At 70.5% G+C, this 23,838-nt stretch carries 23 protein-coding genes; 12 read left to right on the top strand and 11 right to left on the bottom strand.

The window, feature by feature from the left end; all coding sequences use genetic code 11:
* Positions 1-273: 273 nt before the first annotated feature.
* Together ACFSVL_RS36000 and ACFSVL_RS36005 are read left to right on the top strand one after the other, a co-directional pair.
* Positions 274-1,476, top strand: coding sequence for an NAD(P)/FAD-dependent oxidoreductase (locus tag ACFSVL_RS36000; protein ID WP_378310881.1), 1,203 nt, complete (start codon positions 274-276; stop codon positions 1,474-1,476).
* Between the two features lie 70 nt (positions 1,477-1,546).
* A complete protein-coding gene (locus ACFSVL_RS36005; protein WP_378310882.1) occupies positions 1,547-1,909 on the top strand; it encodes a hypothetical protein in 363 nt (120 codons plus the stop codon).
* Here ACFSVL_RS36005 and ACFSVL_RS36010 read toward each other — a convergent pair.
* Entirely contained in the window at positions 1,906-2,457 is a 552-nt protein-coding gene (locus ACFSVL_RS36010; RefSeq protein WP_378310884.1) for a TetR/AcrR family transcriptional regulator, read from the bottom strand. The two genes, ACFSVL_RS36005 and ACFSVL_RS36010, sit on opposite strands and share 4 nt — an antisense overlap.
* Before the next feature lie 65 nt (positions 2,458-2,522).
* On the opposite strand from ACFSVL_RS36010, the gene ACFSVL_RS36015 reads away from it, so the two are divergent.
* On the top strand, positions 2,523-2,984 hold the full coding sequence (locus tag ACFSVL_RS36015; RefSeq protein ID WP_378310886.1) for a cupin domain-containing protein: 462 nt from the start codon (positions 2,523-2,525) through the stop codon (positions 2,982-2,984).
* Between the two features lie 6 nt (positions 2,985-2,990).
* Here the strand turns inward: ACFSVL_RS36015 and ACFSVL_RS36020 are convergent, their stop codons facing one another.
* The 5 genes from ACFSVL_RS36020 to ACFSVL_RS36040 all read right to left on the bottom strand — a co-directional run bounded on the left by ACFSVL_RS36020 (position 2,991) and on the right by ACFSVL_RS36040 (position 6,822).
* Entirely contained in the window at positions 2,991-3,752 is a 762-nt protein-coding gene (locus ACFSVL_RS36020; RefSeq protein WP_378310888.1) for a hypothetical protein, read from the bottom strand.
* Positions 3,753-3,810: 58 nt separating this feature from the next.
* The gene (locus ACFSVL_RS36025; RefSeq protein WP_378310890.1) at positions 3,811-4,044 is read right to left on the bottom strand and encodes a hypothetical protein; all 234 of its coding nucleotides are present in this window, start codon (positions 4,042-4,044) and stop codon (positions 3,811-3,813) included.
* 10 nt (positions 4,045-4,054) lie between these two features.
* A complete protein-coding gene (locus ACFSVL_RS36030; protein WP_378310891.1) occupies positions 4,055-5,668 on the bottom strand; it encodes a hypothetical protein in 1,614 nt (537 codons plus the stop codon).
* Entirely contained in the window at positions 5,661-5,912 is a 252-nt protein-coding gene (locus ACFSVL_RS36035; protein WP_378310892.1) for a hypothetical protein, read from the bottom strand. The genes ACFSVL_RS36030 and ACFSVL_RS36035 overlap by 8 nt, the downstream gene beginning before the upstream one ends.
* A gap of 700 nt (positions 5,913-6,612) precedes the next feature.
* On the bottom strand, positions 6,613-6,822 hold the full coding sequence (locus ACFSVL_RS36040; RefSeq protein ID WP_378310894.1) for a hypothetical protein: 210 nt from the start codon (positions 6,820-6,822) through the stop codon (positions 6,613-6,615).
* Between the two features lie 136 nt (positions 6,823-6,958).
* Here ACFSVL_RS36040 and ACFSVL_RS36045 point away from each other — a divergent pair, with 136 nt between their 5' ends.
* The 3 genes from ACFSVL_RS36045 to ACFSVL_RS36055 are packed head-to-tail and all read left to right on the top strand — an operon-like array spanning position 6,959 to position 8,897.
* The gene (locus ACFSVL_RS36045) at positions 6,959-7,276 is read left to right on the top strand and encodes a DUF3040 domain-containing protein (protein WP_378310895.1); all 318 of its coding nucleotides are present in this window, start codon (positions 6,959-6,961) and stop codon (positions 7,274-7,276) included.
* Positions 7,261-8,271, top strand: a complete 1,011-nt coding sequence (locus tag ACFSVL_RS36050) for an SDR family oxidoreductase (RefSeq protein WP_378310896.1) — start codon at positions 7,261-7,263, stop codon at positions 8,269-8,271. The genes ACFSVL_RS36045 and ACFSVL_RS36050 overlap by 16 nt, the downstream gene beginning before the upstream one ends.
* Positions 8,268-8,897 carry a phosphoribosyltransferase gene (locus ACFSVL_RS36055; protein WP_378310898.1) on the top strand — a complete coding sequence of 210 codons (630 nt, stop codon included), beginning with the start codon at positions 8,268-8,270 and terminating at the stop codon, positions 8,895-8,897. Before ACFSVL_RS36050 ends, ACFSVL_RS36055 begins: the two co-directional genes overlap by 4 nt.
* Here the strand turns inward: ACFSVL_RS36055 and ACFSVL_RS36060 are convergent, their stop codons facing one another.
* Both ACFSVL_RS36060 and ACFSVL_RS36065 read right to left on the bottom strand, forming a co-directional pair.
* The gene (locus ACFSVL_RS36060) at positions 8,898-9,893 is read right to left on the bottom strand and encodes an inorganic phosphate transporter (protein ID WP_378310900.1); all 996 of its coding nucleotides are present in this window, start codon (positions 9,891-9,893) and stop codon (positions 8,898-8,900) included.
* Positions 9,894-10,508 (bottom strand): DUF47 domain-containing protein, encoded by a 615-nt coding sequence (locus tag ACFSVL_RS36065; protein ID WP_378310901.1) that lies wholly within the window; start codon positions 10,506-10,508, stop codon positions 9,894-9,896. It abuts the gene before it with no gap.
* 101 nt (positions 10,509-10,609) lie between these two features.
* On the opposite strand from ACFSVL_RS36065, the gene ku reads away from it, so the two are divergent.
* The gene (gene ku / locus ACFSVL_RS36070) at positions 10,610-11,509 is read left to right on the top strand and encodes a non-homologous end joining protein Ku (protein WP_378310903.1); all 900 of its coding nucleotides are present in this window, start codon (positions 10,610-10,612) and stop codon (positions 11,507-11,509) included.
* A gap of 309 nt (positions 11,510-11,818) precedes the next feature.
* Here ku and ACFSVL_RS36075 read toward each other — a convergent pair whose 3' ends face one another.
* On the bottom strand, positions 11,819-13,771 hold the full coding sequence (locus tag ACFSVL_RS36075; RefSeq protein WP_378310905.1) for an aconitate hydratase: 1,953 nt from the start codon (positions 13,769-13,771) through the stop codon (positions 11,819-11,821).
* 98 nt (positions 13,772-13,869) lie between these two features.
* Between ACFSVL_RS36075 and ACFSVL_RS36080 the strand changes: the two genes are divergently transcribed.
* The 5 genes from ACFSVL_RS36080 to ACFSVL_RS36100 all read left to right on the top strand — a co-directional run bounded on the left by ACFSVL_RS36080 (position 13,870) and on the right by ACFSVL_RS36100 (position 21,978).
* Positions 13,870-14,205 (top strand): plasmid stabilization protein, encoded by a 336-nt coding sequence (locus tag ACFSVL_RS36080; RefSeq protein WP_378310907.1) that lies wholly within the window; start codon positions 13,870-13,872, stop codon positions 14,203-14,205.
* Between the two features lie 96 nt (positions 14,206-14,301).
* Positions 14,302-16,083, top strand: coding sequence for a glycoside hydrolase family 15 protein (locus ACFSVL_RS36085; RefSeq protein WP_378310909.1), 1,782 nt, complete (start codon positions 14,302-14,304; stop codon positions 16,081-16,083).
* Between the two features lie 53 nt (positions 16,084-16,136).
* Positions 16,137-17,930, top strand: coding sequence for a thiamine pyrophosphate-requiring protein (locus tag ACFSVL_RS36090; protein ID WP_378310910.1), 1,794 nt, complete (start codon positions 16,137-16,139; stop codon positions 17,928-17,930).
* On the top strand, positions 17,927-19,039 hold the full coding sequence (locus tag ACFSVL_RS36095) for an enolase C-terminal domain-like protein (RefSeq protein ID WP_378310912.1): 1,113 nt from the start codon (positions 17,927-17,929) through the stop codon (positions 19,037-19,039). Before ACFSVL_RS36090 ends, ACFSVL_RS36095 begins: the two co-directional genes overlap by 4 nt.
* Positions 19,036-21,978, top strand: a complete 2,943-nt coding sequence (locus ACFSVL_RS36100; protein ID WP_378310914.1) for an FAD-binding and (Fe-S)-binding domain-containing protein — start codon at positions 19,036-19,038, stop codon at positions 21,976-21,978. The genes ACFSVL_RS36095 and ACFSVL_RS36100 overlap by 4 nt, the downstream gene beginning before the upstream one ends.
* A 359-nt stretch (positions 21,979-22,337) precedes the next feature.
* On the opposite strand, the gene ACFSVL_RS36105 is transcribed toward ACFSVL_RS36100, so the two are convergent.
* Together ACFSVL_RS36105 and ACFSVL_RS36110 are read right to left on the bottom strand one after the other, a co-directional pair.
* On the bottom strand, positions 22,338-23,195 hold the full coding sequence (locus ACFSVL_RS36105; protein ID WP_378310916.1) for an SDR family oxidoreductase: 858 nt from the start codon (positions 23,193-23,195) through the stop codon (positions 22,338-22,340).
* Between the two features lie 125 nt (positions 23,196-23,320).
* Positions 23,321-23,740: a CBS domain-containing protein gene (locus ACFSVL_RS36110; protein WP_378310917.1), complete on the bottom strand. Its 420-nt coding sequence runs from the start codon at positions 23,738-23,740 to the stop codon at positions 23,321-23,323.
* Positions 23,741-23,838: the final 98 nt, after the last annotated feature.

A 23,838-nucleotide genomic window follows, 5' to 3' on the forward strand; every position in this document is an offset into this window, starting at 1 on the left:
CCCCACCACAACACACAACAACACACCGCCGCTTGACAACCAAAACCCAGGGATGTCTTCACGGACGACCAGCGCCTCCGGCCCGAGCCGACAACCTCAACGGCACTCGCCTCGCCACCTCAGGTCCCCGACGTGGGGTAACGCCCTCCGGAGTAGGCGCAGTCTCGATTGGGTACCTCTGATCAGGGAATCTTGACCGAGGCGGGGAATAAGACCAAACTTCGCTAGTGATATAAGTTCTCCCCTGCGTCCCCGCACCGAAGGAGTTCATCAGTGACCTCGTCGTTCGTCATCATCGGCGCCGGGCTGGCCGGGGCCAAGGCCGCGGAAGCGTTGCGCGACAAGGGGTTCGAGGGGACGATCACCCTCGTCGGCGACGAGCGGCACCTGCCCTACGAGCGCCCGCCGCTGTCGAAGGACTACCTCGCGGGCAACGCCGAGGCCGAGAGCTTCCAGGTGCACGACGCCGCGTGGTACGCCGAAAAGCGCGTTGACCTGCGCCAGGGCGTCCAGGCCACCGCGATCGCGCGGGACGAGCACCAGGTGACGCTCGACGACGGCACCAGCCTCGGGTACGACAAGCTCCTGCTGGCCACCGGCGCGAGCCCGCGCACGCTGCCGGACACCGCGGGAATCCACTACCTGCGCCGGATCGAGGACTCCGACCGGCTCAAGGAGCTGTTCGGCAGCGCGGCCAAGCTCGTGGTCGTCGGCGGCGGGTGGATCGGCCTCGAAGCCACCGCCGCCGCGCGCCAGGCCGGGGTGGAGGTCACCGTCGTCGAGGCGCTCGACCTGCCGCTGATCACCGCGCTCGGCCCCGACGTCGCCCCGGTGTTCGCCGACCTGCACCGCGCGCACGGCGTCGACCTGCGGCTCGGCGTCCAGGTCGAGCACATCAGCAACGGCGGCCAGACCAAGCGCGTCCGCCTCAGCGACGGCAGCGTCCTCGAAGCGGACGCCGTCCTGGCCGGAATCGGCGCGAAGCCGAACGTCGAGCTGGCCGAAGCGGCCGGTCTGCGCGTCGACAACGGCGTGGTGACCGACGCGAGCCTGCGCACGAGCGACCCGGACATCTTCGCCGCGGGCGACGTCGCGAACGCCTACCACCCGTTCCTGGGCAAGCACGTGCGCGTCGAACACTGGGCGAACGCCCTCAACCAGCCCGCCGTGGCCGCGGCCGGGATGCTCGGCAAGGAGGAGTCGTACGACGAGCTGCCGTACTTCTTCACCGACCAGTACGACCTCGGCATGGAATACCTGGGCGCCATCGAGGGCCACGACCGCGTCGTCTTCCGCGGCGATGTGGCCGGGCGGGAGTTCATCGCGTTCTGGCTGAAGGAGAACCGGGTGCTGGCGGGGATGAACGTCAACGTCTGGGACGTCACGGACCCGATCAAGGCGCTCATCCGCTCCGGCGCCCCGATCGACCCGGCGCGGCTGGCCGACCCGGAGGTTCCGCTGGAGGACCTCGCCTGATCCCGGGCGCGAGCCGTTCCCTCTGTTCAGCGGAACGGCTCGTCGCCTGGTCCCGCTAAGCTTCTTCGCCGTGGCGACCGAAATCCTTTCCCGCGGCTGGGACGAGCCGTACTACGTCGTGCGGACCTCGGCGTTCGACGCGTTCTTCCTGGTCGGCGAGGAGGACCCGGACGAGGTGGCCAACGTCGACGTCCGGATCCAGTACCCGGACGGTTCCCGCTGGGGCGCAACGATGTTCACCCTCGACGAGGTCGACCGCCTGATGCGCCGCTGGGAACGCACCGGCGAATACGCCGACGGCCGCTACTTCCCCGTTTCCCGCGACCTGATCGTCCGCGAACCCGGCGTGCCGAAGATGACCGCCGTGCTGATCGCGATGCACGACAACGACGATCTCACCTCGGTTTTGGACCGGTACGGCATTCCCGACTAGCGCGGCAGCAACCCCTCCATCGCCAGCTCCACGAACCGCCGCCAGTCCCCGCTTTCCGTGCGGACCACCGACGACAGGCAGCCCACCAGCAGGTACACGTCGCCCACCGTGCAGTCCGCGCGGAGCACCCCCGCCTCCTGGTCCGCCGCGATCGCCTGTGCCACCACGATTTCCAGCTCAGTCCGGGCGCTGCCCCGCGGTTCGCTCCCCGCCGAGCCCCGCGCCGCCTCGATCGCCGACGACAGCGCCCGGTCTCCGGACAGCACCTCGCCGACGTGGCGCAGGTAGCGCTTTACCCCGGATTTCCCATCGACGCACCGCTTCCGCGCGTACTCGGCGATCTCGGCGAACCGCTGCTCCGCCAACGCTTCCACCAGCGCCCGCCGGTCGGGGAAGTTCCGGTAGACCGTGCCGACGCCGACCCCCGCTGCCCGGGCGATCTCCGGCAACTGGACGTCGTCGTCGCCGGCGAGCAGCGCGCGAGCCGCCTCCAGGACCCGCGTCCGGTTGCGTTCCGCGTCCGCCCTCGGTTTGCGCTCCGTTGACAACCGACGCCCTCCTCTGGTTAATCTGGAAACGGACTCCGCTTCCGATACGTTTGCGAGGATACCCCATGACGAAGGACCGCTTCCTGCTGCTCCAGCCCGGCGAGGCGCGCCCGGGCCGGGTGCCGCTGCCGCCCGCGTTCGCGGTGAAGGCGATGACGGGCGATACCGAGAGCCGGTTTTCCCTGCTGGAGGTGACGCTGGCCCGCGACATCCCGCGCCACGTCCACCACGAGGCCGACGAATGCATCTACGTTCTCGACGGCGAGCTTGGCATCGACTTCGCCGACGAGTCCCACGTCGCGACGAAGGGGATGTTCGTGCTGCTGCCGCACGGGGTCCCGCATGCGCTGCGGGCGGTGTCGGATCCCGCGCCGCGGCTGCTGCAGATCTCGTCGCCGGGCGGGTGGGAGCACTATCTGGAGGATCTGTTCGAGGCCGGTCCGGCGGTCCTGACCGACGGCGCGGTGGATCCGGTGAAGATCAACCCGGTGGCGGCGCGGTACGCGATCACTTACGAGGAGAGCTGACGCCGCTCAGTGCTGCAGCACCGGCCAGACCGCCGCCGGATGGCAATGCTCCGGGCAGGCGAGCAGGTACACCTCGTTGCCGAGGAAAATCACGTAGCAGTCGGAATCGTAGGTGTCCGGTTGCTCGGGCTGTCCGGGTCGCCTCGCGAAACTGGTGTCCCCGGTGATCTCGCACAAGAACAGCATCTCGGCGCCGCACGCGCAGCGACGGGTTTCCGGATCCTGGAGCCAGCACGGCAGCCCGCCGACCTTGAACTCGCCTCGGCCGGTGCCCAGTTCGGCGAACATTCCGTGCGGGGCAGGAGGAACGGCCCGCCAAACGGTCTCCGTCTCGTACTCCGGACGGAGCACCAGCTCGTAGCCGAGAAGATGCGGTTCCTCCGCGTCAGCCGGACCGGTCGGGTCGCGGTGCAGCATGATCCGCCAGAACGCGCCGGGGTGCCCCGAAACCCGCGGGCTTTCCCAGTAGCGATCCGGAAGCCGCTGCGGGCTTCCGGGGAGGCAAGGCGCGTCGTTGTGCACCGGGCACTGGAACACCAGCAGGTGGTCGCCGCCGAAGTGCGGGATGTCCGGCGGGACGTCCAGCTGGAAGAAAAGCACCATCCGCGCACCGCAGTAGCACTCCGGCCAGTCCTCGCCCGCGGGCAGGATCGGCCTCCCGCCGATGGTGTCCCGCGAACCGGGCCGCACCGCGTCGCGCAGGTTTTCCACCAGGTACATCGGAACGTCGGATCGGCGAACCACGGAGGACGGTTCAAAAACGGTCACCTGATCACCTTAGGACGGAACGGCGGGCACCGGCCGGAAACCGGTGCCCGCCCACCGGTCACGCCGTCCGCAAACGCCGCCACTCCCACGCGGCCAGCCCGGTGAACAGCACTGTCGCCACGCAAGCGACCGCGGTCAGCAGCCATTCGGCTTCCCCGCCTCCGCCGTCCGGGGAAGCGCCGGTGGTGCGTTCGATCCAGTCCGGGACAGTCAGCGTCAGCACCAACGCGACGGCGCTGAGCACAGCGAGCACGGCCTCGGCCGCGATGCGCAGCTTTTGTGCGGTGTTCATGACAACCTCCTCAGTACTTCGCCGCGTTGAGGCGCGTTCGCCAGGTGTTGCCCGCGCCCGCGTATTCGCCGTAGCTCCACACGGTCCGCGAATCGGACGGGTCCCGGCCGACGCCGAAGTAATCACCCCATCGGCCGCCGGTGTAGGCGCTCTGCCCGGCGATCACCGACGCGCTGCCCTGCAGCGTGCCCGGCGCGTCGGTGGCGAGACGGCCGGTCTGGCGGAAGTGCCCGTACTCGTCGGGCGCGGACCGGCCGAACGCCACGTGTGCGTTGCGGGAAATGTCGGTCTGGACGACCGGGAAGAAATAGTGCCTGCCGGGCGCGCCGAACGCGCCTTGCTGCGTGACCGTGCGGCTCGGCACGTCGATCTCGTACCACTGCACCACCGACCGCGCCTCGGTGTCGCCGCGCCAGCTGTACGCGGACGTGTGCGTCGTCCACACGCGCTGGGTGCGGCCCGCCGATTGGAAGACCGCGTTGAGCAGCCGCGTGTCGTTCGTGGCGATCCGGGTTGCGCCGCCGTCCTTTTGCACCGCGCCGGGCGGCAGGCTGTAGCTGCGGCAGGCCACCGCGGCCGAGGCCAGCGTCGGCGCGCCGCCGGACCACAGGGCCAGCGGGTTCGACAGGGTCCAGAGGGTGAGCTTCGAGCCGGACGGGAACAGCGAGTTCACCAGGTACGCGCGCGGATTCCCGCCTGCGCCCTGGAAATGGCAGCACGGCTGCACGGAGAACGCCGCGCTCCCGTCCGGGTTCTTGAGCCCCCAGAAGTCCCACCAGCGGATGGTGTGGGCCGCGCCGGCCCCGCCGCCGTACAGCTCGGCCTTGTTGAAGATCCGCAGTTTCGCGTGGGCGAAGCCGCCGCCGAAGGCGAATTGGTTGGTGGACACGTAAATCGCCTGGGTGTCGAAGCCCAGCATCGGGTAGTCCGACCAGTTGCCGGTGGCGGTGGCTCCGTTCGCCGACGCGTCGGTGCTCCAGATCCAGTAGCCGCCCGCGGGGTCGCCGGTCTGCGAGACGCCGAGCATCAGCCAGGAGCCCTGCGGGTTCGCGCGCCGGGCTGCGATGCAGACGATCCACCGGCCGCTGTAGTGGTCGTACGCCAGCTTCGGGTCGAAGAGCTGCGCGCCGGCCGGCAGCACCGGGTTGAACATCGCGGTGAAATTCGCCCAGCGGAACTGCTGCAGCCCGGTCTTGTCGTATCCGACCAGGTCGACGTTGACCGCGGCGAGCACGTGCCGAGGGCCGACCGCGACCGTGCAGTCCGGCGGCCGGAACGCGGTCTGGGAGATCCCCTCGAAGCTCGCCGACGCCGCCGGGGCCAGCCCTTCGGCGATCTCGTCCTCCGGCGGATTCTCCTCCGGCGCTTCCTCCGCGGCTTCCTCGTCGAGCTGCGCGCCGAGCGCGTCCTCGGCGGCCAGCGCCTCCGCGGCGTGCTCCCGCGCGCCGGTCTTCAGCTGGTCGTACTCCTCGACCGGAACCGGGAACCGCTGCGCGAACAACGGCGACCGGACCGGCGACGGCGGTTCGGCCAGCAGTTCGCCGACCGTCAGATCCGCCATTTCCCGCGACACACCGCCGGCGGTTTCGCCGGCTTGCCCTTCCGGCACTGGTGCTTCAGGCATCACGGCCCTCACCCTCTTCCTCCTCGGCCGCGTCGCCGGCCCGTGCCGGGGCGTCGGCCTCCTCCCGATCGCGGTGCCGCTCGGCCGCCGCCTTCAGCCGCTCCATCTCCGCGGCCGACACCGGCATCCCGATCGGAATCTCGTACCCCGCTTCCGGCTCGGCGGGCGCGTTTTCACCCGCCGGACCGCTTTCCGCTCCCTCGCCGCCGCCCGCGCCGGATCGCGGGCCTTCCCGTTCGACCATCGCTCACCCCCGGGAATTCCGCCCGAAAAGATCGATTCCGGCAGCGTTCACGAAAAAGGTCGCACGGGAGCCGGGAATGGATAACGGCGCGCTTCCACCTTCAGCCGAACGGCGCAGCGGAAATCGATTGCAGTATTTTCTCTCCAGCTCGGTCGAAAGGCGCATAAAAACCGACTGGAAACCGTTCCGAAGAACTTTCCCGGTGCCCGCCCCGGACGACCCGCTCCCACCTGATCGTTCGGGCCACCCGGGTTCGCGCCGCCTGACCCGCATTTCGGCTATTTCAGATCGATACCCCCGTCACCTGCGAGGCGTGCGCACGGTTAATTATTCACGCATTCCTGCGAAAGCAGGCAGTGTGATTCCGTGCTGCCGTCCCGCACCCGCTCGCCGCGAAATGCTCGCAGTCCTGTCTTCCGCTTCCCCACCCCGGCTGGACCGCCGCCGTCCGCCCGCCGACGAGCTACTGCCGCTGGAACCGGGCGGCGCGCCGAAGGACCCGAAGGACCTCTGGCCCGAACCCCGCGACGGTGGCCGGAACCCAGATACTGTCGAAAATGCGGTGAAGAAGGCCGCCTGCGCGGGCAAAACCACCCTCGCCGATGATGCTGGACAAGCGGACCACCGCGGAGTCCGTGCTCGGGATCGACTGACGGAAAAGCTCCCGGACCGGTCTGAACCGGCCCGGGAGCCCTCCGGCTCAGTCCGGCCGCGAAAGCACCGCCAGCCGGGGCCGCCGGGTCTCCCCCGGCCCGGGCCCCGGGCGCGCCGCGCGGCAGACCGTGCACACCACCGCGTGGCTGACCGGCGTCCCGTCCTCCTGGACCAGCCTGCCCACGTGCACCGCTTCGCGTCCGCACTGTCCACACGGGACAGTCGCGCTTTCCGGGTCGATCAGCAGCCTGCTCATCTCGTGCTCCTTCCGGCGAGTGCGGTCGCCCGCCGGATTGCCCGGCGCGTTCCCGGGCAAACCGGGCGCTTGCGCGGCGCCGGTTTGACCCGGCCGGGAGCGGGTATGCGGAGAAGCAGGCGGAAGGGAGCAGGCCATGGCCACCGATCCCCGCCTGCGGGCGATGGAACGAGAACTGCTCGCCACGGACGCCCAGTGGGTGCGGCGCGCCTTCGTCCAGTCGGCGTGGCCGCTGCGCCGGGCGTGGCGGGTCGCGTGCTGGGCGCTGACCGTGGTCGCGGCCGGGCTCGTAGTCTGCGGGATCGTCTTTCCGCCGGAGGTGTCGCTCGCGCTGCTCGGGTTCGTGCTGGGCGCGGTCGCGCTGTGCGGGCACGTCGCGCGGCAGGAATGCCTGCGCCCGCCGACCCGCCGGACTCCCGGTCCGGGGAAAGGATTTCCATGCCGCCCGTCGTAGCCGTGACCGGGGCCAGCGCCGGAGTGGGCCGGGCCGTCGCGCGTGCGTACGGAGGCCGCGGCGCGAAAGTAGCCCTGCCGGCCCGGGGCGAGAAGGGGCTCGCCGCGGCGGCGGACGACGTGCGGGAAGCCGGGGGCACGCCGTTGCCGCAGCCGGCCGACGTCGCCGACTTCGAGCAGGTCGACGCGGCCGCGAGCCGGATCGAAGCGGAACTCGGGCCGATCGACGTCTGGGTCAATGTCGCGTTCAGCTCGGTGTTCGCCCGGTTCGCCGACGTCAGCCCCGAGGAGTACCGCCGGGCCACTGAGGTCACGTACCTCGGTTTCGTGCACGGGACGATGGCCGCGCTCCACCGGATGAAGCGGCGGGACAACGGCACGATCGTCCAGGTCGGTTCGGCGCTCGCGTACCGCGGGATTCCGTTGCAGAGCGCGTACTGCGGGGCCAAACACGCGATCCAGGGCTTCAACGAAGCGCTTCGCTGCGAACTTCTCCACGAGCACAGCGGAATCCGCACGACGATGGTGCAGCTGCCCGCGGTCAACACGCCGCAGTTCAGCTGGCTGCTGTCCCGGCTGCCCGAGCACGCGCAGCCGGTGCCGCCGATCTACCAGCCCGAACTCGCCGCCCGCGCCGTGCTGCACGCCGCCGACCATCCGCGCCGCCGCGAATACTGGGTCGGTTCGAGCACTGTCGCGACGCTGCTGGCCAACGCAGTCGCGCCCGGCCTGCTCGACCGGTACCTCGCCCGCACCGGCTTCGGCGCACAGCAGACCGGCCGTCCGCAGCCGCCCCGCCAGCCCGCGAACCTGTGGGAACCGGCGGACGGCCCGCGCGGGTTCGACTATGGCGCGCACGGGGAATTCGACCGGCTGGCGAAAGCGCGAGACCTCCAGCCGGTGCTGAGCCGGCACCACGGGGCGGTGGCCGCCGGGCTGGCCGTGGCCGTGCTCGCCGCCGGACAGCTGCTGCGCCGTGCGAAGGACCGCCGATGAAGCCGTTCCGGAACCGCGCCGACGCGGGCGCCCGGCTCGCCGCCGCACTGGCCTGCCGGGACTGGGCCGACCCGGTCGTCTTCGGGCTCGCCCGGGGCGGGCTGCCGGTCGCCGCACCTGTCGCCCGAGAGCTGGACGCGCCACTGGAACTCCTGGTCGCCCGCAAGATCGGCGCACCGGGACGGCCGGAACTCGGACTCGGCGCCGTCGCGGCGGACGGACCGCCGTTCTTCGACCGCGCCGGACTCCGCGCCCTCGGGCTCACGACCGTCGACGTCGCCCGCAACGTCGACGAAGCCCGCACCGAGGCCCGCGACCAAGTCCGCCGCTACCTGGGCAACCGGGTCCCGCGCTCGCCAGCGGGCCACGACGTCGTGGTGATCGACGACGGCGTGGCCACCGGCGGGACGGCGATCGCCGCGCTGCGGTCCCTTCGGTCGCACGCGCCGCTGCGGCTGGTCTTCGCCGCCCCCGTCGGCGCGCCGCCCGCATTGGACAAGCTCGCCCGCGAGGCGGACGAGGTGGTCTGTCTCCAGGAACCGGAGGAATTCCGCGCCGTCGGCGAGTTCTACTCGGACTTCAGCCCAACCAGCGACCAGGAAGTCCTCGCCTTGGTGCCCCGGTGATCAGCCGAACGCCGACAGGATCCAGAACGCCAGCGCGGAAACCGCCGCCGCGGCGGGAAAAGTGAGCACCCAGCCCAGCACGATGTCCCGCGCGATCCCCCACCGCACCGCCGAAAGCCGCCGCGTGGCCCCGACGCCCATCACCGCCGCGGTGATGACATGCGTGGTCGAAATCGGGGCCTTCACCGCGAAAGCCGTCAGATACAGCACCGACGCCCCGACCGATTCCGCGACGAACCCGTGCGGCGGATCGAGCGGGAAGACGCGGCGGCCGAGCGTCCGCATGATCCGCAGGCCGCCCGAGCAGGTGCCGAGCGACAGCGCCCCGGCGCACACCAGGGTCACCCACAACGGCACCGAAAACGTGTCCTGCTCGCCCGCCGCGATCAGCGCCAGGACGATCACGCCCATCCCCTTCTGCGCGTCCTGCAGGCCGTGGCCGAGCGCGAGCGCCGAGGCCGACACGATCTGCAGCCGCCGGAACACCCGGCCGCTGCGGTGCGGGTTCTTCCGGCGCAGCAGCCACAGCGCCGCCACCATCGCCAGGTAGCCGAGCACGAGCCCGAGCAGCGGCGACGCGACCATCGGGATCAGCACTTTCTCCGCGATGCCCGCCCAGTGCACCGTGCTCGCCGCGGCCAGCGCCGCGCCGACCATGCCGCCGATCAGCGAATGCGACGACGAGGACGGCAGCCCGAAGTACCAGGTCACCAGGTTCCAGGCGATCGCGCCGACGAGTGCGGCGAGCACCACGGTCAGCGCGCCCGGGCCGGCCGGGACGTCGATGATGCCTTTCGCGACCGTTGCGGCGATGCCGGTCGACAGCAGGGCTCCGGCCAGGTTCATCACCGCGGCCAGCACGAGCGCGGCGCGCAGCCGCAGCGCCCGCGTCGACACCGCGCTGGCGATCGCGTTGGCCGCGTCGTGGAACCCGTTGGTGTAGTCGAAAAAGACCGTCAGCACCACGACGGCGACCAGCGCGGCGGTGCCGTCCACTCAGGATTCCTTGACCGCGATCGTCTGCACCACGTCCGCGACGTGCTCGAATCCGTCCGCGGCCAGCTCGAACTGCTCGACGACTTCCTTCGCCTTGAGCACCTCGAGCGCGTCCGCCCCCGGCTGGAACAGGTCGGCGAGCATCCGCCGGTAGGTGTGGTCCGCCTCGTTCTCCAGGGCGTTGATCTCGATCCAGTACGGTTCCAGCTCGCCGACCTTCGCCAGGCCCGGCATCGCTTCCGCGGTCAGCTCCGCGGCGCGGCACAGCACGCGCAGCATCGCGTCGGTGCCCGGCGGGAACTCGCCGAGCCGGTACAGCACCGCGAGGTCGGCGGCAGTGTCCAAAAAGTCCAGTACGTCGTCGATCCGCGCGGCCAGCGCCTGGATGTCCTCGCGGTCGAACGGCGTGACGAACGTGCTGTTCAGCTCGACCATGATGGTGTGCGTCAGGTCGTCGCCGGCGTGCTCGACCTCGTGCAGCCGGGCCGCGACGGCCTCGCGGTCCGGCGGCGGCACCGCGGTGAGGTCGCGCAGCAGCGCGGTCGCGGTCACGAGGTTCGCGGCGGCGTCCGCGAGCAGCTGGAAGAACTGGCTTCCCTGGGGTTTCAGGCGCATCGGAAGATCACTACCCCGAATCCGCCCGGCTTACACGGGCGCGGTGTGCCGTGCGCCCGCACGGGGTACCCGGCGGGCACTCAGGACGGAAGGAGGGGCAGATGCGTCCGGTGTGGCAGGGTGCGCTGTCGTTCGGGCTGGTCAACGTCCCGGTGCGGCTGTACAAGGCGGTCGAGGACCACGCGGTGCGCTTCACGCAGTTCCAGCGGGGCACCCGGGACCGCATCCGCTACCGGCGGGTGAACGAGCGGACCGGCGACGAGGTGCGCTACGACGACATCGTCCGCGGCCGGGAGGTCGGCGACGACGAGTACGTGCTGGTCGAGCAGGAGGAACTGGACGAGATCGCGCCGGGCCGGTCGAGGTCGCTCGAGGTGGAGAGCTTCGTGGACCTCGCCGAGGTGGACCCGGTGTACTTCGACCGCGCCTACTGGCTCGCCCCCGCCAACGAGGAAGCACAGCGGCCGTACGTGCTGCTGCTCGACGCCTTGTCCCGCCAGGACAAGGCGGCCGTCGCGAAGTTCGTCTTCCACGGTCGCGAACACCTCGCGCTCGCCCGCGCCAGCGACGGCGTGATCGTGCTCAACACGCTGCACTACGCCGCCGAAGTGCGCACCGCGGACGACGTGCCGCAACTGCCCGCCAAGGCGAAGACCAACAAGAAGGAACTGGACCTGGCGGTCAAGCTGATCGACGCGATGACCGAGCCGTGGCAGCCGGAGGACTTCCACGACACCTACCGCGAGCGGGTGGACGAGCTGATCGAGGCGAAGAAGGCCGGGAACACCGTGACGCCCGCCGCCGAGCCGGAGGAGCCGACGAAGGTGGTCGACCTGATGGACGCGCTGGCCAAGAGCGTCCGCGGCAGCCGGCGGCCGCGCACCCCGGATCTGTCGGAGCTGTCCAAGACGGACCTGCAGAAGCTGGCGAAGGAACGTGCGGTGAAGGGGCGTTCGAAGATGTCCCGTGCGGATTTGGAGGCTGCGCTCAAGGCTTCTTGACCTGCTCAGTCTGCCCGGGGTCTATGGCCCCACGCCTGCTGGACCATCCACAAAGGACGCCAAGCCCGCCGGATTGCCCGATTGATGTCCACCTGACCATATCCGAAGGTCCGTGAAGGGAACCCTGGGGGAATCAGAGTCCGTGAAGGTTCCCCTCACGGACGATCGAAACTCCGCGCGCCTTACCCGGACGACAACTCGCTCCCGCCGGGCAGCGCCTCGAGTTCCTGACATGGGAACCGGAGTCCGTGATGGAGTCCTTCACGGACCTCTCCGGAAGAGTCGAACCGCCAGCGCACCGGAGAACGCTCAATGCAACGCCCGCGCCAGCTGCGGAATCCGCCCACCGGCCAGCAGCACATCCACCTGACGCGGCGACAGCGAATGCCCCACCCGGTACTCCTCGCCCCGGGTCTGATTCCGGACCGTGAACTCCGCCGCCTCCGCCAGCCGATGCAGCCCGGACACCGACAGCACGTCGTCACGCCGGATCTTCTCCTCGTCCCCCGGATCGGCGAACTCCAGCGGCAGCACGCCGAAGTTGACCAGGTTCTGCCAGTGGATCCGGGCGAACGACCGGGCCAGCACCACCCGCAGGCCGAGGTACCGGGCGGTGATCGCGGCGTGCTCGCGCGACGAGCCCTGGCCGTAGTTCTCCCCCGCCACCACGAAGTGCGCCGGGCTGCCCGCCGCGCGTTTCGGGTAGTCCTCGTCGATCCGGGTGAACGTGAACTCGGCCAGCTTCGGGATGTTCGACCGGTACGGCAGCGCGCGGGCGCCGGCGGGCGAGATCTCGTCGGTCGACACGTCGTCCCCGGCCTTCAGCAGGACCGGGCCCTCGATCTCGTCCGGCAGCGGCTCGAAGTCCGGCAGGCCGGCGACGTTCGGGCCCTTCACCAGCTCCTCCCGCACGGCCTCTTCGCTGGGCAACGGAGCGGCGAAGACGCGCGGGTCGGCGGCCGAACGGGCCGGGGCGAAGACGCGCGGGTGTGCCAGGTGGTGGACGGTGGCGTAGTCGCGCGGGTCGGTCAGCACGCCGGTCAGCGCGGACACGGCCGCGGTCTCCGGCGAGCACAGCCAGACCGAATCGTCCGCGGTGCCGGAGCGGCCGGGGAAGTTTCGCGGGAACGTGCGCAGCGAGTTCGTGCCGGGCGCGGGCGCCTGGCCCATTCCGATGCAGCCGAGACAGCCCGCCTGGTGCACGCGGGCACCGGCGGCGACGAGGTCGGTCAGATGGCCGCTGCGGGCCAGTTCCACGAGGATCTGCCGCGAGGTCGGGTTGACGTCGAAGCTGACCGAATCGGCCGTCTGCCTGCCCCGGACGGTCGCGGCGGCCACGGCGAAGTCCCGGAACCCGGGGTTCGCCGACGAACCGATCACGACCTGTGCCACCGGCGTGCCCGAAACCTCGCGCACCGGCACCACGTTGCCCGGCGACGACGGCTTCGCGACCAGTGGCTCCACAGTGGACAGATCGATCTCGTCCTCGATGTCGTACGAGGCGGCGCGTCCGGCGCGCAGGTCGCGGAAGTCGTGCTCGCGTCCCTCGGCCCGCAGGAACGCGCGGACCGCTTCGTCGGCCGGGAACACCGTCGCGGTCGCGCCCAGCTCTGCGCCCATGTTCGCGATCACGTGCCGGTCCATCGCGCTCAGGCAGGCCAGCCCCGGGCCGTGGTACTCGATGATCCGGTGCCGCCCGCCGCTCACGCCGTGCCGCCGCAGCATCTCCAGCACGACGTCCTTCGCCGACACCCACGGCGGCAGCTCGCCCTCCAGCCGGACGCCCCAGATCTCCGGCATCCGCAGGTAGAGCGGCTCCCCGGCGATCGCGAGCGCCACTTCGAGGCCGCCGACGCCGACCGCGAGCATGCCCAGCGACCCGGCCGCGCAGGTGTGCGAATCGGCCCCGGCGAGGCTCTTGCCGGGCGCGCCGAACCGCTCCATGTGCGTCGGATGCGAAACGCCGTTGCCCGCCTTGGAGAACCACAGGCCGAACCGGCGGCAGGCCGAGCGCAGATAAGCGTGGTCCTCGGCGTTCTTCTCGTCCGCCTGCAGCAGGTTGTGGTCGACGTACTGCACGCTCAGCTCGGTCCGCGCGCGGTCCAGCCCGAGCGCCTCCAGCTCCTGCATCACGAGGGTGCCGGTGGCGTCCTGGGTGAGCGTCTGGTCGACCCGCAGGCCGATCTCGGTCCCCGGTTCGAGCCGCCCGGCGACCAGGTGCTCGGCCAGCAGCCGCCCGGCGAGAGTCTGTTCGCGTCCCACGCGTCGCCGGGTACCCGTTTCCCGGGCCGCGAACCGCGATGTTTCCGTTTCCGCCGCCCAGGCAATCCGGGGATCAAGAACGGCGGAAGGAGACCGGGATGCCCCAGCAGGCTTGGAACTCGAAGCGCGAACGCCAGTACCAGCACATCGAGGAGTCGCAGGAGGAGCGCGGCGCGAGCACGAAGCGCGCGAAGGAGATCGCCGCCCGCACGGTGAACAAGAACCGGGCGCAGTCGGGCGAATCGGACCGCGCGAGCAAGACCTCGGTCCGGGACAAATCGCCGCAGCAGCGCGGCGGGCACCGGTCCGGCAAGCGGCTCGGCCCCGGCGGCCCGACGCGCGACCAGCTCTACAACGAAGCCCGGCAGCGCAACATCCACGGCCGGTCGACGATGACGAAGAAGGAGCTGGCGAAGGCGCTCGGCCGGGCCTGATCCCGCCTGCCCGACCCGCCATGTCGCTGTCCGTGAAGGACTCCTTGAGGGAATCTGGTTCCCTCAAGGAGTCCTTCACGGACCGGTGAAACGGTGATGAGCCGCCCGATCGAGGACTACGCCCTGCTCGGCGACCTGCACACCGCCGCGCTGGTGTCGCGGGAGGGCTCGATCGACTGGCTGTGCCTGCCGCGGTTCGACTCCCCCGCGTGCTTCGCCGCGCTGCTGCACGACGACAGCGCGGGCGCCTGGCGGCTCGGACCCGCGGGCGGCGGACCGGCGACGCGCCGGGGCTACGTCGGCGAGTCCCTGATCCTGGCCAGTGAATGGGAGACCGCGGACGGAGCCGTGCGCGTCCTCGATTTCCTGCCGCCGCGCGAAGGTGCGGCGGATGTCGTCCGGATCGTGGAGGGCGTTCGCGGCCGGGTCCCGATGCGGACGGACCTGCGGCCGCGCTTCGACTACGGCTCGATCCGCCCGTGGGTGCGCCACGTCGACGGGCGATTCGACGCGGTCGCCGGTCCCGACGCGGTCCGGCTGACCACGCCGGTCCCGGTGTCCGCCGAGGGCGTCGCCGAGTTCACCGTCGCCGACGGCGAGCGGGTGCCGTTCGTGCTGACCTATCACGCGTCCTACCGGGACCGTCCCGATCCGGCGGACGCCGAGAAGGCCTTGGCGCACACCGGACGCTTCTGGGCGGACTGGATCGGCCGCTGCCAGTACCAGGGCCGGTGGCCCGCCGCCGTGCGCCGCGCGCTGATCACCTTGAAAGCGCTGACCTACGAGCCGACCGGCGGCATTCTCGCCGCGCCGACGACGTCGCTGCCGGAACAGCTCGGCGGCGACCGCAACTGGGACTACCGCTACTGCTGGCTGCGCGACGCCGCCTTCACCCTGCAAGCGCTCGTCGGCACCGGCTATCCGGGCGAGGCACGCGCATGGCGGGAATGGCTGGTCCGGGCCGCCGCTGGAGATCCGGCCGAACTCCAGGTCCTTTATGGACTCGACGGCGCCCGCCGGGTGCCCGAGTCCACTCTGGACTGGCTGGACGGATACGCCGGTTCGGCCCCGGTCCGGATCGGGAATGCCGCGGCGGGCCAGCTCCAGCTCGACGTGTGGGGCGAAGCGCTCGACGGCCTCCACCTCGTCCGCGAAGCCGGGCTGCCGGTGACGCATCCGGCGTGGGACCTGCAGCGCGGGCTGCTCGATTTCCTCGAGGGCCATTGGGAAGAACCCGACCGCAGCCTCTGGGAAGTCCGCGGCGAGCCACGGCATTTCGTGCACTCCAAGGTGATGGCCTGGGCGGGCGTCGACCGCGCCGTGCGGACAGTGGAACGCCACCGGCTAGACGGACCGGTCGACCGCTGGCGCGCGCTCCGCGACCACATCCACACGGAAGTCTGCCGCGAGGGCTACGACGCGCAGCGAAACACATTCACCCAGTTCTACGGATCCCGCGGCCTGGACGCGGCGCTGCTGCTCATTCCCCGCGTCGGCTTCCTGCCCTGGAGCGACTCCCGCGTGCGCGGAACCGTCGACGCGGTGCGGAAAGAGCTGTCCCAGGACGGCTTCGTCCGGCGCTACGACAACGGACCGGGCGAAGGCGCGTTCCTGCCGTGCAGCTTCTGGCTCGCCGACGCCCTCCACGGCACCGGCCGGACCCGCGAAGCAGTCGAGGTTTTCGAGCGGATGCTGGCCGTGCGCAACGATGTCGGGCTGCTGAGCGAGGAGTACGACGTCGCCGCCGGACGGCAGCTGGGAAACATGCCGCAGGCCTTCAGCATGGTCGGGCTCGTCAACACCGCGCGCCGCCTCGACGGCGAGGAAACCGCCACCAGCGCCACCGGAACCCGGCAAGGGCTGCGCGGCGACGTGTAACGCCCGGCAGGCCCGGGTAGCCGGGGAGGACTCAACGCACGGGAGGACTTGCCATGACCGAGACCGTCGGCGACTACCTGCTCTCACGGCTGCGCGACTGGGGCGTCGAGCAGGTCTTCGCCTACCCCGGGGACGGGATCAACGGTCTCGTCGCCTCCTTCGGCAAGGCGGACAACCAGCCGCGGTTCGTACAGGCCCGGCACGAGGAGATGGCCGCCTTCTCCGCGGTCGGCTACGCGAAGTTCAGCGGGGCCGTCGGCGTATGCATGGCGACGTCCGGGCCCGGTGCGATCCACCTGCTGAACGGGCTTTACGACGCGAAGCTCGACCACGTCCCGGTCGTCGCGATCGTCGGGCAGACCGCGCGCACCGCGATGGGCGGCAGCTACCAGCAGGAGGTCGAACTCCAGACGCTGTACCGCGACGTCGCGAACGAGTACTGCATCGAGGTGAACGTCGCCGAGCAGCTGCCCAACGCGCTCGACCGCGCGTTCCGGGTCGCGCAGGCGTCGCGCACGCCGACCGCCCTGATCATCCCGGCGGACCTGCAGGAAGAGGAGTACGAACCGCCGCAGCACGCGTTCAAGCAGATGCCGTCGAGCCCGCCGGGCACCGCGTGGCCGAATCCGGTCCCGCCCGAACCCGCGCTCGGCGAAGCGGCCGACGTGCTCAACGCCGGGGAGAAGGTCGCGATCCTCGTCGGGCAGGGCGCCCGCCGCGCGGCCGAGGAGGTGCGCCAGGTCGCCGACGTCACCGGAGCCGGAGTGGCGAAAGCCTTGCTGGGCAAGGACGTCCTCGCCGACGATCTGCCCTATGTGACCGGTGCGATCGGACTGCTCGGCACCCGGCCCAGCTACGAGATGATGCGCGACTGCGACACCCTGCTGATCGTCGGCTCCAACTTCCCCTACAGCCAGTTCCTGCCGGAGTACGGCCAGGCCCGCGCGGTGCAGATCGACCTCGACGGCCGGTTCATCGGCATGCGCTACCCCACCGAGGTCAACCTGGTCGGCGACGCCGCCGCGACCCTGCGCGCGCTGCTGCCCAAGCTGCAGCGGACCGGAAACCGTTCGTGGCGCGAGAAAATCGAGAAGAACGTCGCCGACTGGTGGGAGACCATGGACCAGCAGGCGGCGGTCGACGCGAAACCGGTCAACCCGATGCGGATCGTGCACGAGCTGTCCCGGCAGATCCCGGGCAACGCGATGGTCACCGCCGATTCCGGCTCGTCGACCAACTGGTACGCGCGCAACCTCCGGATCCGCGACGGCATCCGGGCGACGCTGTCCGGCACGCTCGCGACGATGGGCCCCGGCGTGCCCTACGCGATCGGGGCCAAGTTCGCCTACCCGGACCGGCCGGCGATCGCGCTGGTCGGCGACGGCGCGATGCAGATGAACGGACTGGCCGAGCTGATCACCATCGCCCGCTACCAGGGGCTGTGGACCGACCCGCGGTGCATCGTCTGCGTGTTCCACAACAACGACCTCAACCAGGTCACCTGGGAGCTGCGCGCGATGGGCGGCGCGCCGAAGTTCGAGGAATCGCAGTCGCTGCCGGACGTCGACTACGCCGGGTTCGCGCGCAGCGTCGGCCTCGAAGGGATCAACGTCGAGGAACCGGGCGACCTCCGCTCGGCCTGGCAGTCCGCGTTCGCCGCGGACCGGCCGGTGGTGCTCGACGTGCGGTGCGACGCCGAGGTCCCGCCGATCCCGCCGCACGCGACCTTCGAGCAGATGAAGTCGGTCACCGAATCAGTGCTCAAGGGCGATCCGGAGGCGTTCCACCTGATGTTCCAGGGCGCGAAAACGAAGCTGCAGGAATTCCTGCCCGGACGGTCGCGGTGACGGTCTCCGCCCCGCACATCGAACGGATCGACGCGCGCGCCTACCGGGTGCCGGCCCCTTCGCCGGAGGCTGACGGCACGCTCGCCTGGGACTCCACCACGCTCGTCGTGGCCCGCGTGCGGGCCGGCGAGGCGGACGGGCTCGGCTGGACGTACGCCGATTTCTCCTGTGCCCCGCTGATCGAAGGAAAACTCGCCGCCGCGGTCGTCGGGCGGCCGGTGCTGGACCCGCCCGCGTGCTGGACCGCGATGCAGCACGCGATCCGGAACCTCGGCCGCGCCGGACTGGTCTCTTGTGCACTGTCCGCTGTGGACATCGCGATCTGGGACGCCGCCGCGCGGCTGCTCGACGTTCCGCTGAGCCGCCTGCTCGGCCGGGTGCACGACGAGGTCGACGTGTACGCCAGCGGCGGCTTCACCTCGCAGGACGACGACGAGCTTGCCGCACAGCTCGACGGCTGGGTCCGCGGGCAGCGCATTCCGCGGGTGAAGATCAAGATCGGCGAGTCCTGGGGAAACGCGGTCGCCCGCGACATCGGCCGGGTCCGGCTGGCGCGGGAGACGATCGGGGACGACGCCGCGCTGTACGTGGACGCGAACGGCGGCTATTCGGTCGGCCGCGCCCGCCGGATCGCCGGGACGTTGCGCGAGTTCGGCGTGACCTGGTTCGAGGAGCCGGTGTCCAGCGACGACCTGCCCGGCCTGGCGCAGCTGCGCAGTCCGGACGGACCGGACATCGCGGCCGGCGAGTACGGCTACGACCTGCCGTATTTCGCCCGGATGCTGCCGTCCGTCGACTGCCTCCAGGTCGACGTGACGCGGTGCGGCGGCTACACCGAATGGCGGCGGGCCGCGGCGCTGGCCGCCGCCGCGAACCGCGAGGTTTCCGCGCACTGCGCGCCGAATCTGTCCGCGCACGCGGCCGCGGCCACCCCGAATTTCCGGCACCTCGAATGGTTCGCCGACCACGACCGGATCGAACGGGAGCTGTTCTACGGCGGCCTCGACCCGAGCGGCGGCCGCGTCGCCCCGTCGATGTCCACCGCCGGGCACGGGCTGCGGCTGCACGCCGACGCGGCCGCCGAGTACGCGGTCAAGGAGGGCCGATGAGCACCGCCGAACTCCCCGATCCCGTTGTCCGCGTACCGGAACCCGCCGAAATCGACACCGAAGCCCTCGCCGCCGCCCTGCGCGACCGGGTCAAGGGAGAGGTCCGCTTCGACGACGGCAGCCGCGCCGCCTACTCGACCGACGCGTCCAACTTCCGGCAGGTCCCCCTCGGCGTCGTCGTGCCGCGTTCCCCGGACGACGCCGTCGAAGCACTCGCCGTAGCAAGGGAATTCGGCGCGCCGGTGCTCTCGCGCGGCGGCGGGACGAGCCTCGCCGGGCAGTGCACCAACACCGCCGTCGTGCTCGATTGGTCGAAGTACTGCGCCGAGCTGGAATCCGTGGACGCCGAACGCCGCACCTGCGTCGTGCAGCCGGGAATCGTGCTGGACGACCTCAACCGGCAGCTCGCCGGCACCGGGCTGCGGTTCGGCCCCGAGCCCGCCACGCACATGAACTGCACGCTCGGCGGCATGATCGGCAACAACTCCTGCGGCGCGACCGCCCAGCGCACCGGCAAGGTCGTGGACAACGTCGTGGCGCTGGAGGTGCTGCTCGCCGACGGAACCCGGTTCTGGTGCGGGAAAACCACCGACGACGAGTACGCCGAAATCGAGCACCACGGCGACCGCCGCGCCGCGATCTACCGGCAGCTGCGCCGGCTGCGCGACGAGTACGCCGACGAGATCCGCCGCCGTTTCCCGGACATCCCGCGCCGGGTGTCCGGCTACAACCTCGACTCGCTGCTGCCCGAACACGGCTTCGACGTCGCCGGACTGCTCGTCGGCAGCGAATCGACGCTGGTCACCGTCCTGCGCGCGGAACTGAAGCTGGTGCCGGTGCTGCCGGAGCGCGCGCTGGTCGTGCTCGGCTACCCGGACATCGCGACCGCCGCCGACGCCGTGCCGGACATTCTGCCGCACGAACCGATCGCCCTAGAAGGCGTCGACCACCGGCTGCTCTACGACGAACGATTGAAGCACCTCAACGAAAAAGCCCGCGAGGAGCTTCCGCACGGCCGGGCGTTCCTGATGGTCCAGTTCGGCGGGCAAACCCTGGAAGAAGTCGACAAGCAGGCGCGCGGATTGCTGGACGCCATCGAGGACGCCGAGGTCGCGTTCCTCGACGATCCGGCTCGCGAAGCCGAACTCTGGCAGGTCCGCGAAGCCGGTCTCGGCGCGACCGCGCACGTCCCCGGCGAGCCGGACACCTTCGAGGGCTGGGAAGACTCCGCCGTCCCGCCTTCGCGGCTGGGCGACTATCTGCGGCGGTTGGACGCGCTGTACGCCGAATTCGGCTACGCCAGCGAAACCGGGCCGAGCCTGTACGGCCACTTCGGACAGGGCTGCGTGCACACGCGGATCCCGTTCGACCTCTACACCGCGTCCGGCGTCGCGGCCTACCGGCGGTTCATGGAACGAGCCGCCGACCTCGTCGCGGAGTTCGGCGGCTCGTTCTCCGGCGAACACGGCGACGGCCAGAGCCGGGGCGAACTGCTGCCGCGCATGTTCGGCGACGCCCTGGTCACCGCGTTCGGCCAGCTCAAAGCGATCTTCGACCCGGCAGACCGGATGAACCCCGGCAAGGTCGTCGCCCCGTACTCGCTGGACGAAAACCTGCGGCTCGGCGGCTCGTGGTCCCCCGCCGAACCGCAGCACCTGCACTTCCGCTTCCCGCACGACGGCGGCTCGTTCTCCCAGGCCGCCAACCGCTGCGTCGGCGTGGGCCGCTGCCGTCAGTCCACTTCGGACAGCGGCGACGTGATGTGTCCGTCCTATCAGGTCACCGGCGAGGAGAAACACTCCACGCGCGGCCGGGCTCGGCTGCTGTTCGAAATGCTGAACGGCCACCACGACGGCCCGATCGCCGACGGCTGGCGTTCCACCGAGGTCCGCGACGCGCTCGACCTGTGTCTTTCCTGCAAAGGCTGCAAATCCGACTGCCCGGCCGACGTCGACATGGCCACCTACAAGGCCGAATTCCTCGCCCACCACTACGCGGGCCGCCCCTGGAAGCGGCCGCGCTCGGACTTCAGCATGGGCTGGCTGCCGCTTTTCGCCCACCTAGTCGGAAAAACCCGCACCGCGCGACTGGCTAACCTCCTGAGCAAAACCCGCCTCGCCACCCGCGCCGCCGGGGTCGAGGACCGCGAAATCCCCCGCTTCGCCCCGAAAACGCTGCCGCAGTGGTTCGCCCAGCACCATCCGACCGGCACCGGCGCACGCGGCACCGTCCTGCTCTGGCCGGACACCTTCACTGCGTACTTCCACCCGCACGTCGCGACGGACGCGGTCCGAGTACTGGAAGACGCGGGCTGGCGGGTAACGCTGCCCGAGCGTTCCGCGTGCTGCGGCCTGACCTGGATTTCCACCGGCCAGCTGGGAATCGCGAAGCGGGTGCTGACCCGCACCGTGCGCACCCTGGCCCCACACCTGCGCGAGGGCGGCTTGGTGCTCGGCCTGGAACCCAGCTGCACCGCGGTCTTCCGCTCCGACGCTCCTGAGTTGTTCCCGGGCGACCAGGACGTCCGACGGCTGCGGGACCAGACCGTGACCCTCGCGGAACTGCTGGCCCAGCACTCCCCCGGCTACCGGCCGCCGCAGATCCCCGGGCACGCGCTTGCCCAGGTGCATTGCCATCAGCACGCGGTGCTGGGCTGGGACGCCGATCGGGACCTGTTGCAGGCGGCTGGGGTGGACGTCGAACGGCTCGCTTCGGGATGCTGCGGACTCGCCGGAAACTTCGGCTTCGAGCGCGGTCATCTGGAGGTGAGCCGCGCTTGTGCGGAACGCGTGCTGCTGCCCCGGGTGCGGGAAGCCGACCACCGGACCGCGGTACTGGCCGACGGATTCAGCTGCCGCACCCAGCTCCACGAACTCGACAGCGGCGGCCGCGAAGGCATCCACCTCGCGGAGCTGCTCGCCGCGGGCCTCGACCAGTAAAGGTCCGTGAAGGACTTCTTGAGGGAACCAGATTCCAATGCCAGGGACTTAAGCCGGGCGGCCTCGGCCTGCCGACCATCCATAATGGACGCCCACGTCAGCGAAATGCCCGATTAATGCGAGTATGACCGTTTCTTCAAGTCTGCGAGGGGGCCCCTGAGGGAATCTGATTCCCTCAGGGACCCCCTCACAGACGACACGCCCAGTGCCCGCCGCCCGCGTCGCCCCCGACACAAGCCAACGGTCCGCCAGCCGCTTCGGCCTGGGCGAACACACCTCAACGGCACCCGCAACGCCGGCTCAAGTCCCTGGCATGGAACCAGATTCCCTCAAGGAGTCCTTCACGGACCGAATCGCGACTAGCCGCCCGGAACAGTCTCCCCGCCCAGCGCAGCCAACACCTCACCGCTGTAATAAGACGACATCCGATTCGACGCCAGAAACACATACGACGGCGCAAGATCATCCGGATGCGCCGCACGCTGCAACGGCACCTGCAGCCCGAACTTCTCCACCTTCTCCGGCTGGAACGTCGACGGAATCAGCGGCGTCCACACCGGCCCCGGCGCGACGCAGTTGACCCGGATCCCCCGGTCGGCCAACGCCTGCGCCATCGCATACGTCCAAGCATGAATCGCGCCCTTAGTCGCCGAGTAGTCGATGAGCGACTTATTCCCCCGCAAGCCATTCACCGAACCGGTATTGATGATCACGTCGCCGTCGCCGAGATGCGGCAGCGCGGCAGCAGTCACCCGGAAGTAGCTGTGCAGGTTCACGTCGAAGGTGTGCAGCCACTGCTCCTCGGTCAGGTCTTCGGGACGGTCGACCGGCCACTGGGTCGCCGCGTTGTTGACCAGGATGTCCAGGCCGTCCAATTCGGACAGTGTGTGCTCGACGATCTCCCGGCAGTGCGCGGAATCGGCCAGGTCGCCGGGGAGCAGCAGGCATTCCCGGCCCTCCGCGCGCACCCGGTCGGCGGTGTACTCGGCGTCCTCGTCCTCCTTGAGGTAGGAGATCGCGACGTCCGCGCCTTCCTTCGCGAAGGCGATCGCGACCGCGCGGCCGATCCCGGAGTCGCCGCCGGTGATCAGCGCCCGCTGTCCGGCCAGCAGGCCGCGGCCCTCGTAACCGGTCATCGAATCGCGCGGGCGCGGGTCCATGTCCTCGGTCGAGCCCGGCGGTTCCTGCTGCTGCGGCGGGCGGATCCGGTCAGTCATGCGTGTCCTCCCCGAAGGTCTGGTGCGGCCGCGCGACCGTCCCCCTGCGACGGTCGCGCGGCCCTCCCCGCACCGGGAATGCTCAGCGGTTACCCGGGTCCGCGATCAGCAAACCCCGATGCGGATCAGTAGTCGTGCGACAGCGCCTCGACCAGCACCCCGGTGTCCGGATTGGGCATCGCGCGGGCGACGTCCGCCTGTGCGACGACGCCGATCAGGTCGTGCCCGTCGATCACCGGCAGGCGGCGCACCCGGTGCTCCGACATGGTCCGCAGGATCTCGGCGACGTCGTCGTCCGCGCCGATCGTCACCGCTTCGCCCTGCGCCAGTTCGCCGGCGTGCACCGCGCGCGGGTCCTTGCCTTCGGCGAGCACCTTCACCACGATGTCCCGGTCGGTCAGCATTCCCTTGAGCCGGTTGTCCTCGCCGCACACCGGCAGCGCGCCCAGCTGTTCGCGCGCCATCGTCTGCGCGGCGTCGTTCACGGTGTCCGAAGCGCGCACGCAGACGGCGTTCGGCGTCATCAAATCGCGTGCTGTGGTCATGAGAACCTCTCCTTCCTCCGTTCGCTCCCCGGCTACCCGGCGTCCCGGCCCGTTACTCCTGCCGCGCCGCGGGTATCCGGGGGGCTCGTGGAAGGAGG

It is taken from the genome of Amycolatopsis silviterrae (assembly GCF_042684085.1).
Lineage (GTDB): Bacteria > Actinomycetota > Actinomycetes > Mycobacteriales > Pseudonocardiaceae > Amycolatopsis > Amycolatopsis silviterrae.

Coding starts and splice junctions, on each gene's coding strand:
- ACFSVL_RS36015 (WP_378310886.1), top strand. CDS start 2,523: ATGACGAAGGACCGCTTCCTGCTGCTCCAGCCCGGCGAGGCGCGCCCG.
- ACFSVL_RS36025 (WP_378310890.1), bottom strand. CDS start 4,044: ATGAACACCGCACAAAAGCTGCGCATCGCGGCCGAGGCCGTGCTCGCT.
- ACFSVL_RS36030 (WP_378310891.1), bottom strand. CDS start 5,668: ATGCCTGAAGCACCAGTGCCGGAAGGGCAAGCCGGCGAAACCGCCGGC.
- ACFSVL_RS36035 (WP_378310892.1), bottom strand. CDS start 5,912: ATGGTCGAACGGGAAGGCCCGCGATCCGGCGCGGGCGGCGGCGAGGGA.
- ACFSVL_RS36040 (WP_378310894.1), bottom strand. CDS start 6,822: ATGAGCAGGCTGCTGATCGACCCGGAAAGCGCGACTGTCCCGTGTGGA.
- ACFSVL_RS36045 (WP_378310895.1), top strand. CDS start 6,959: ATGGCCACCGATCCCCGCCTGCGGGCGATGGAACGAGAACTGCTCGCC.
- ACFSVL_RS36050 (WP_378310896.1), top strand. CDS start 7,261: ATGCCGCCCGTCGTAGCCGTGACCGGGGCCAGCGCCGGAGTGGGCCGG.
- ACFSVL_RS36055 (WP_378310898.1), top strand. CDS start 8,268: ATGAAGCCGTTCCGGAACCGCGCCGACGCGGGCGCCCGGCTCGCCGCC.
- ACFSVL_RS36065 (WP_378310901.1), bottom strand. CDS start 10,508: ATGCGCCTGAAACCCCAGGGAAGCCAGTTCTTCCAGCTGCTCGCGGAC.
- ku (WP_378310903.1), top strand. CDS start 10,610: ATGCGTCCGGTGTGGCAGGGTGCGCTGTCGTTCGGGCTGGTCAACGTC.
- ACFSVL_RS36080 (WP_378310907.1), top strand. CDS start 13,870: ATGCCCCAGCAGGCTTGGAACTCGAAGCGCGAACGCCAGTACCAGCAC.
- ACFSVL_RS36085 (WP_378310909.1), top strand. CDS start 14,302: ATGAGCCGCCCGATCGAGGACTACGCCCTGCTCGGCGACCTGCACACC.
- ACFSVL_RS36090 (WP_378310910.1), top strand. CDS start 16,137: ATGACCGAGACCGTCGGCGACTACCTGCTCTCACGGCTGCGCGACTGG.
- ACFSVL_RS36100 (WP_378310914.1), top strand. CDS start 19,036: ATGAGCACCGCCGAACTCCCCGATCCCGTTGTCCGCGTACCGGAACCC.
- ACFSVL_RS36105 (WP_378310916.1), bottom strand. CDS start 23,195: ATGACTGACCGGATCCGCCCGCCGCAGCAGCAGGAACCGCCGGGCTCG.
- ACFSVL_RS36110 (WP_378310917.1), bottom strand. CDS start 23,740: ATGACCACAGCACGCGATTTGATGACGCCGAACGCCGTCTGCGTGCGC.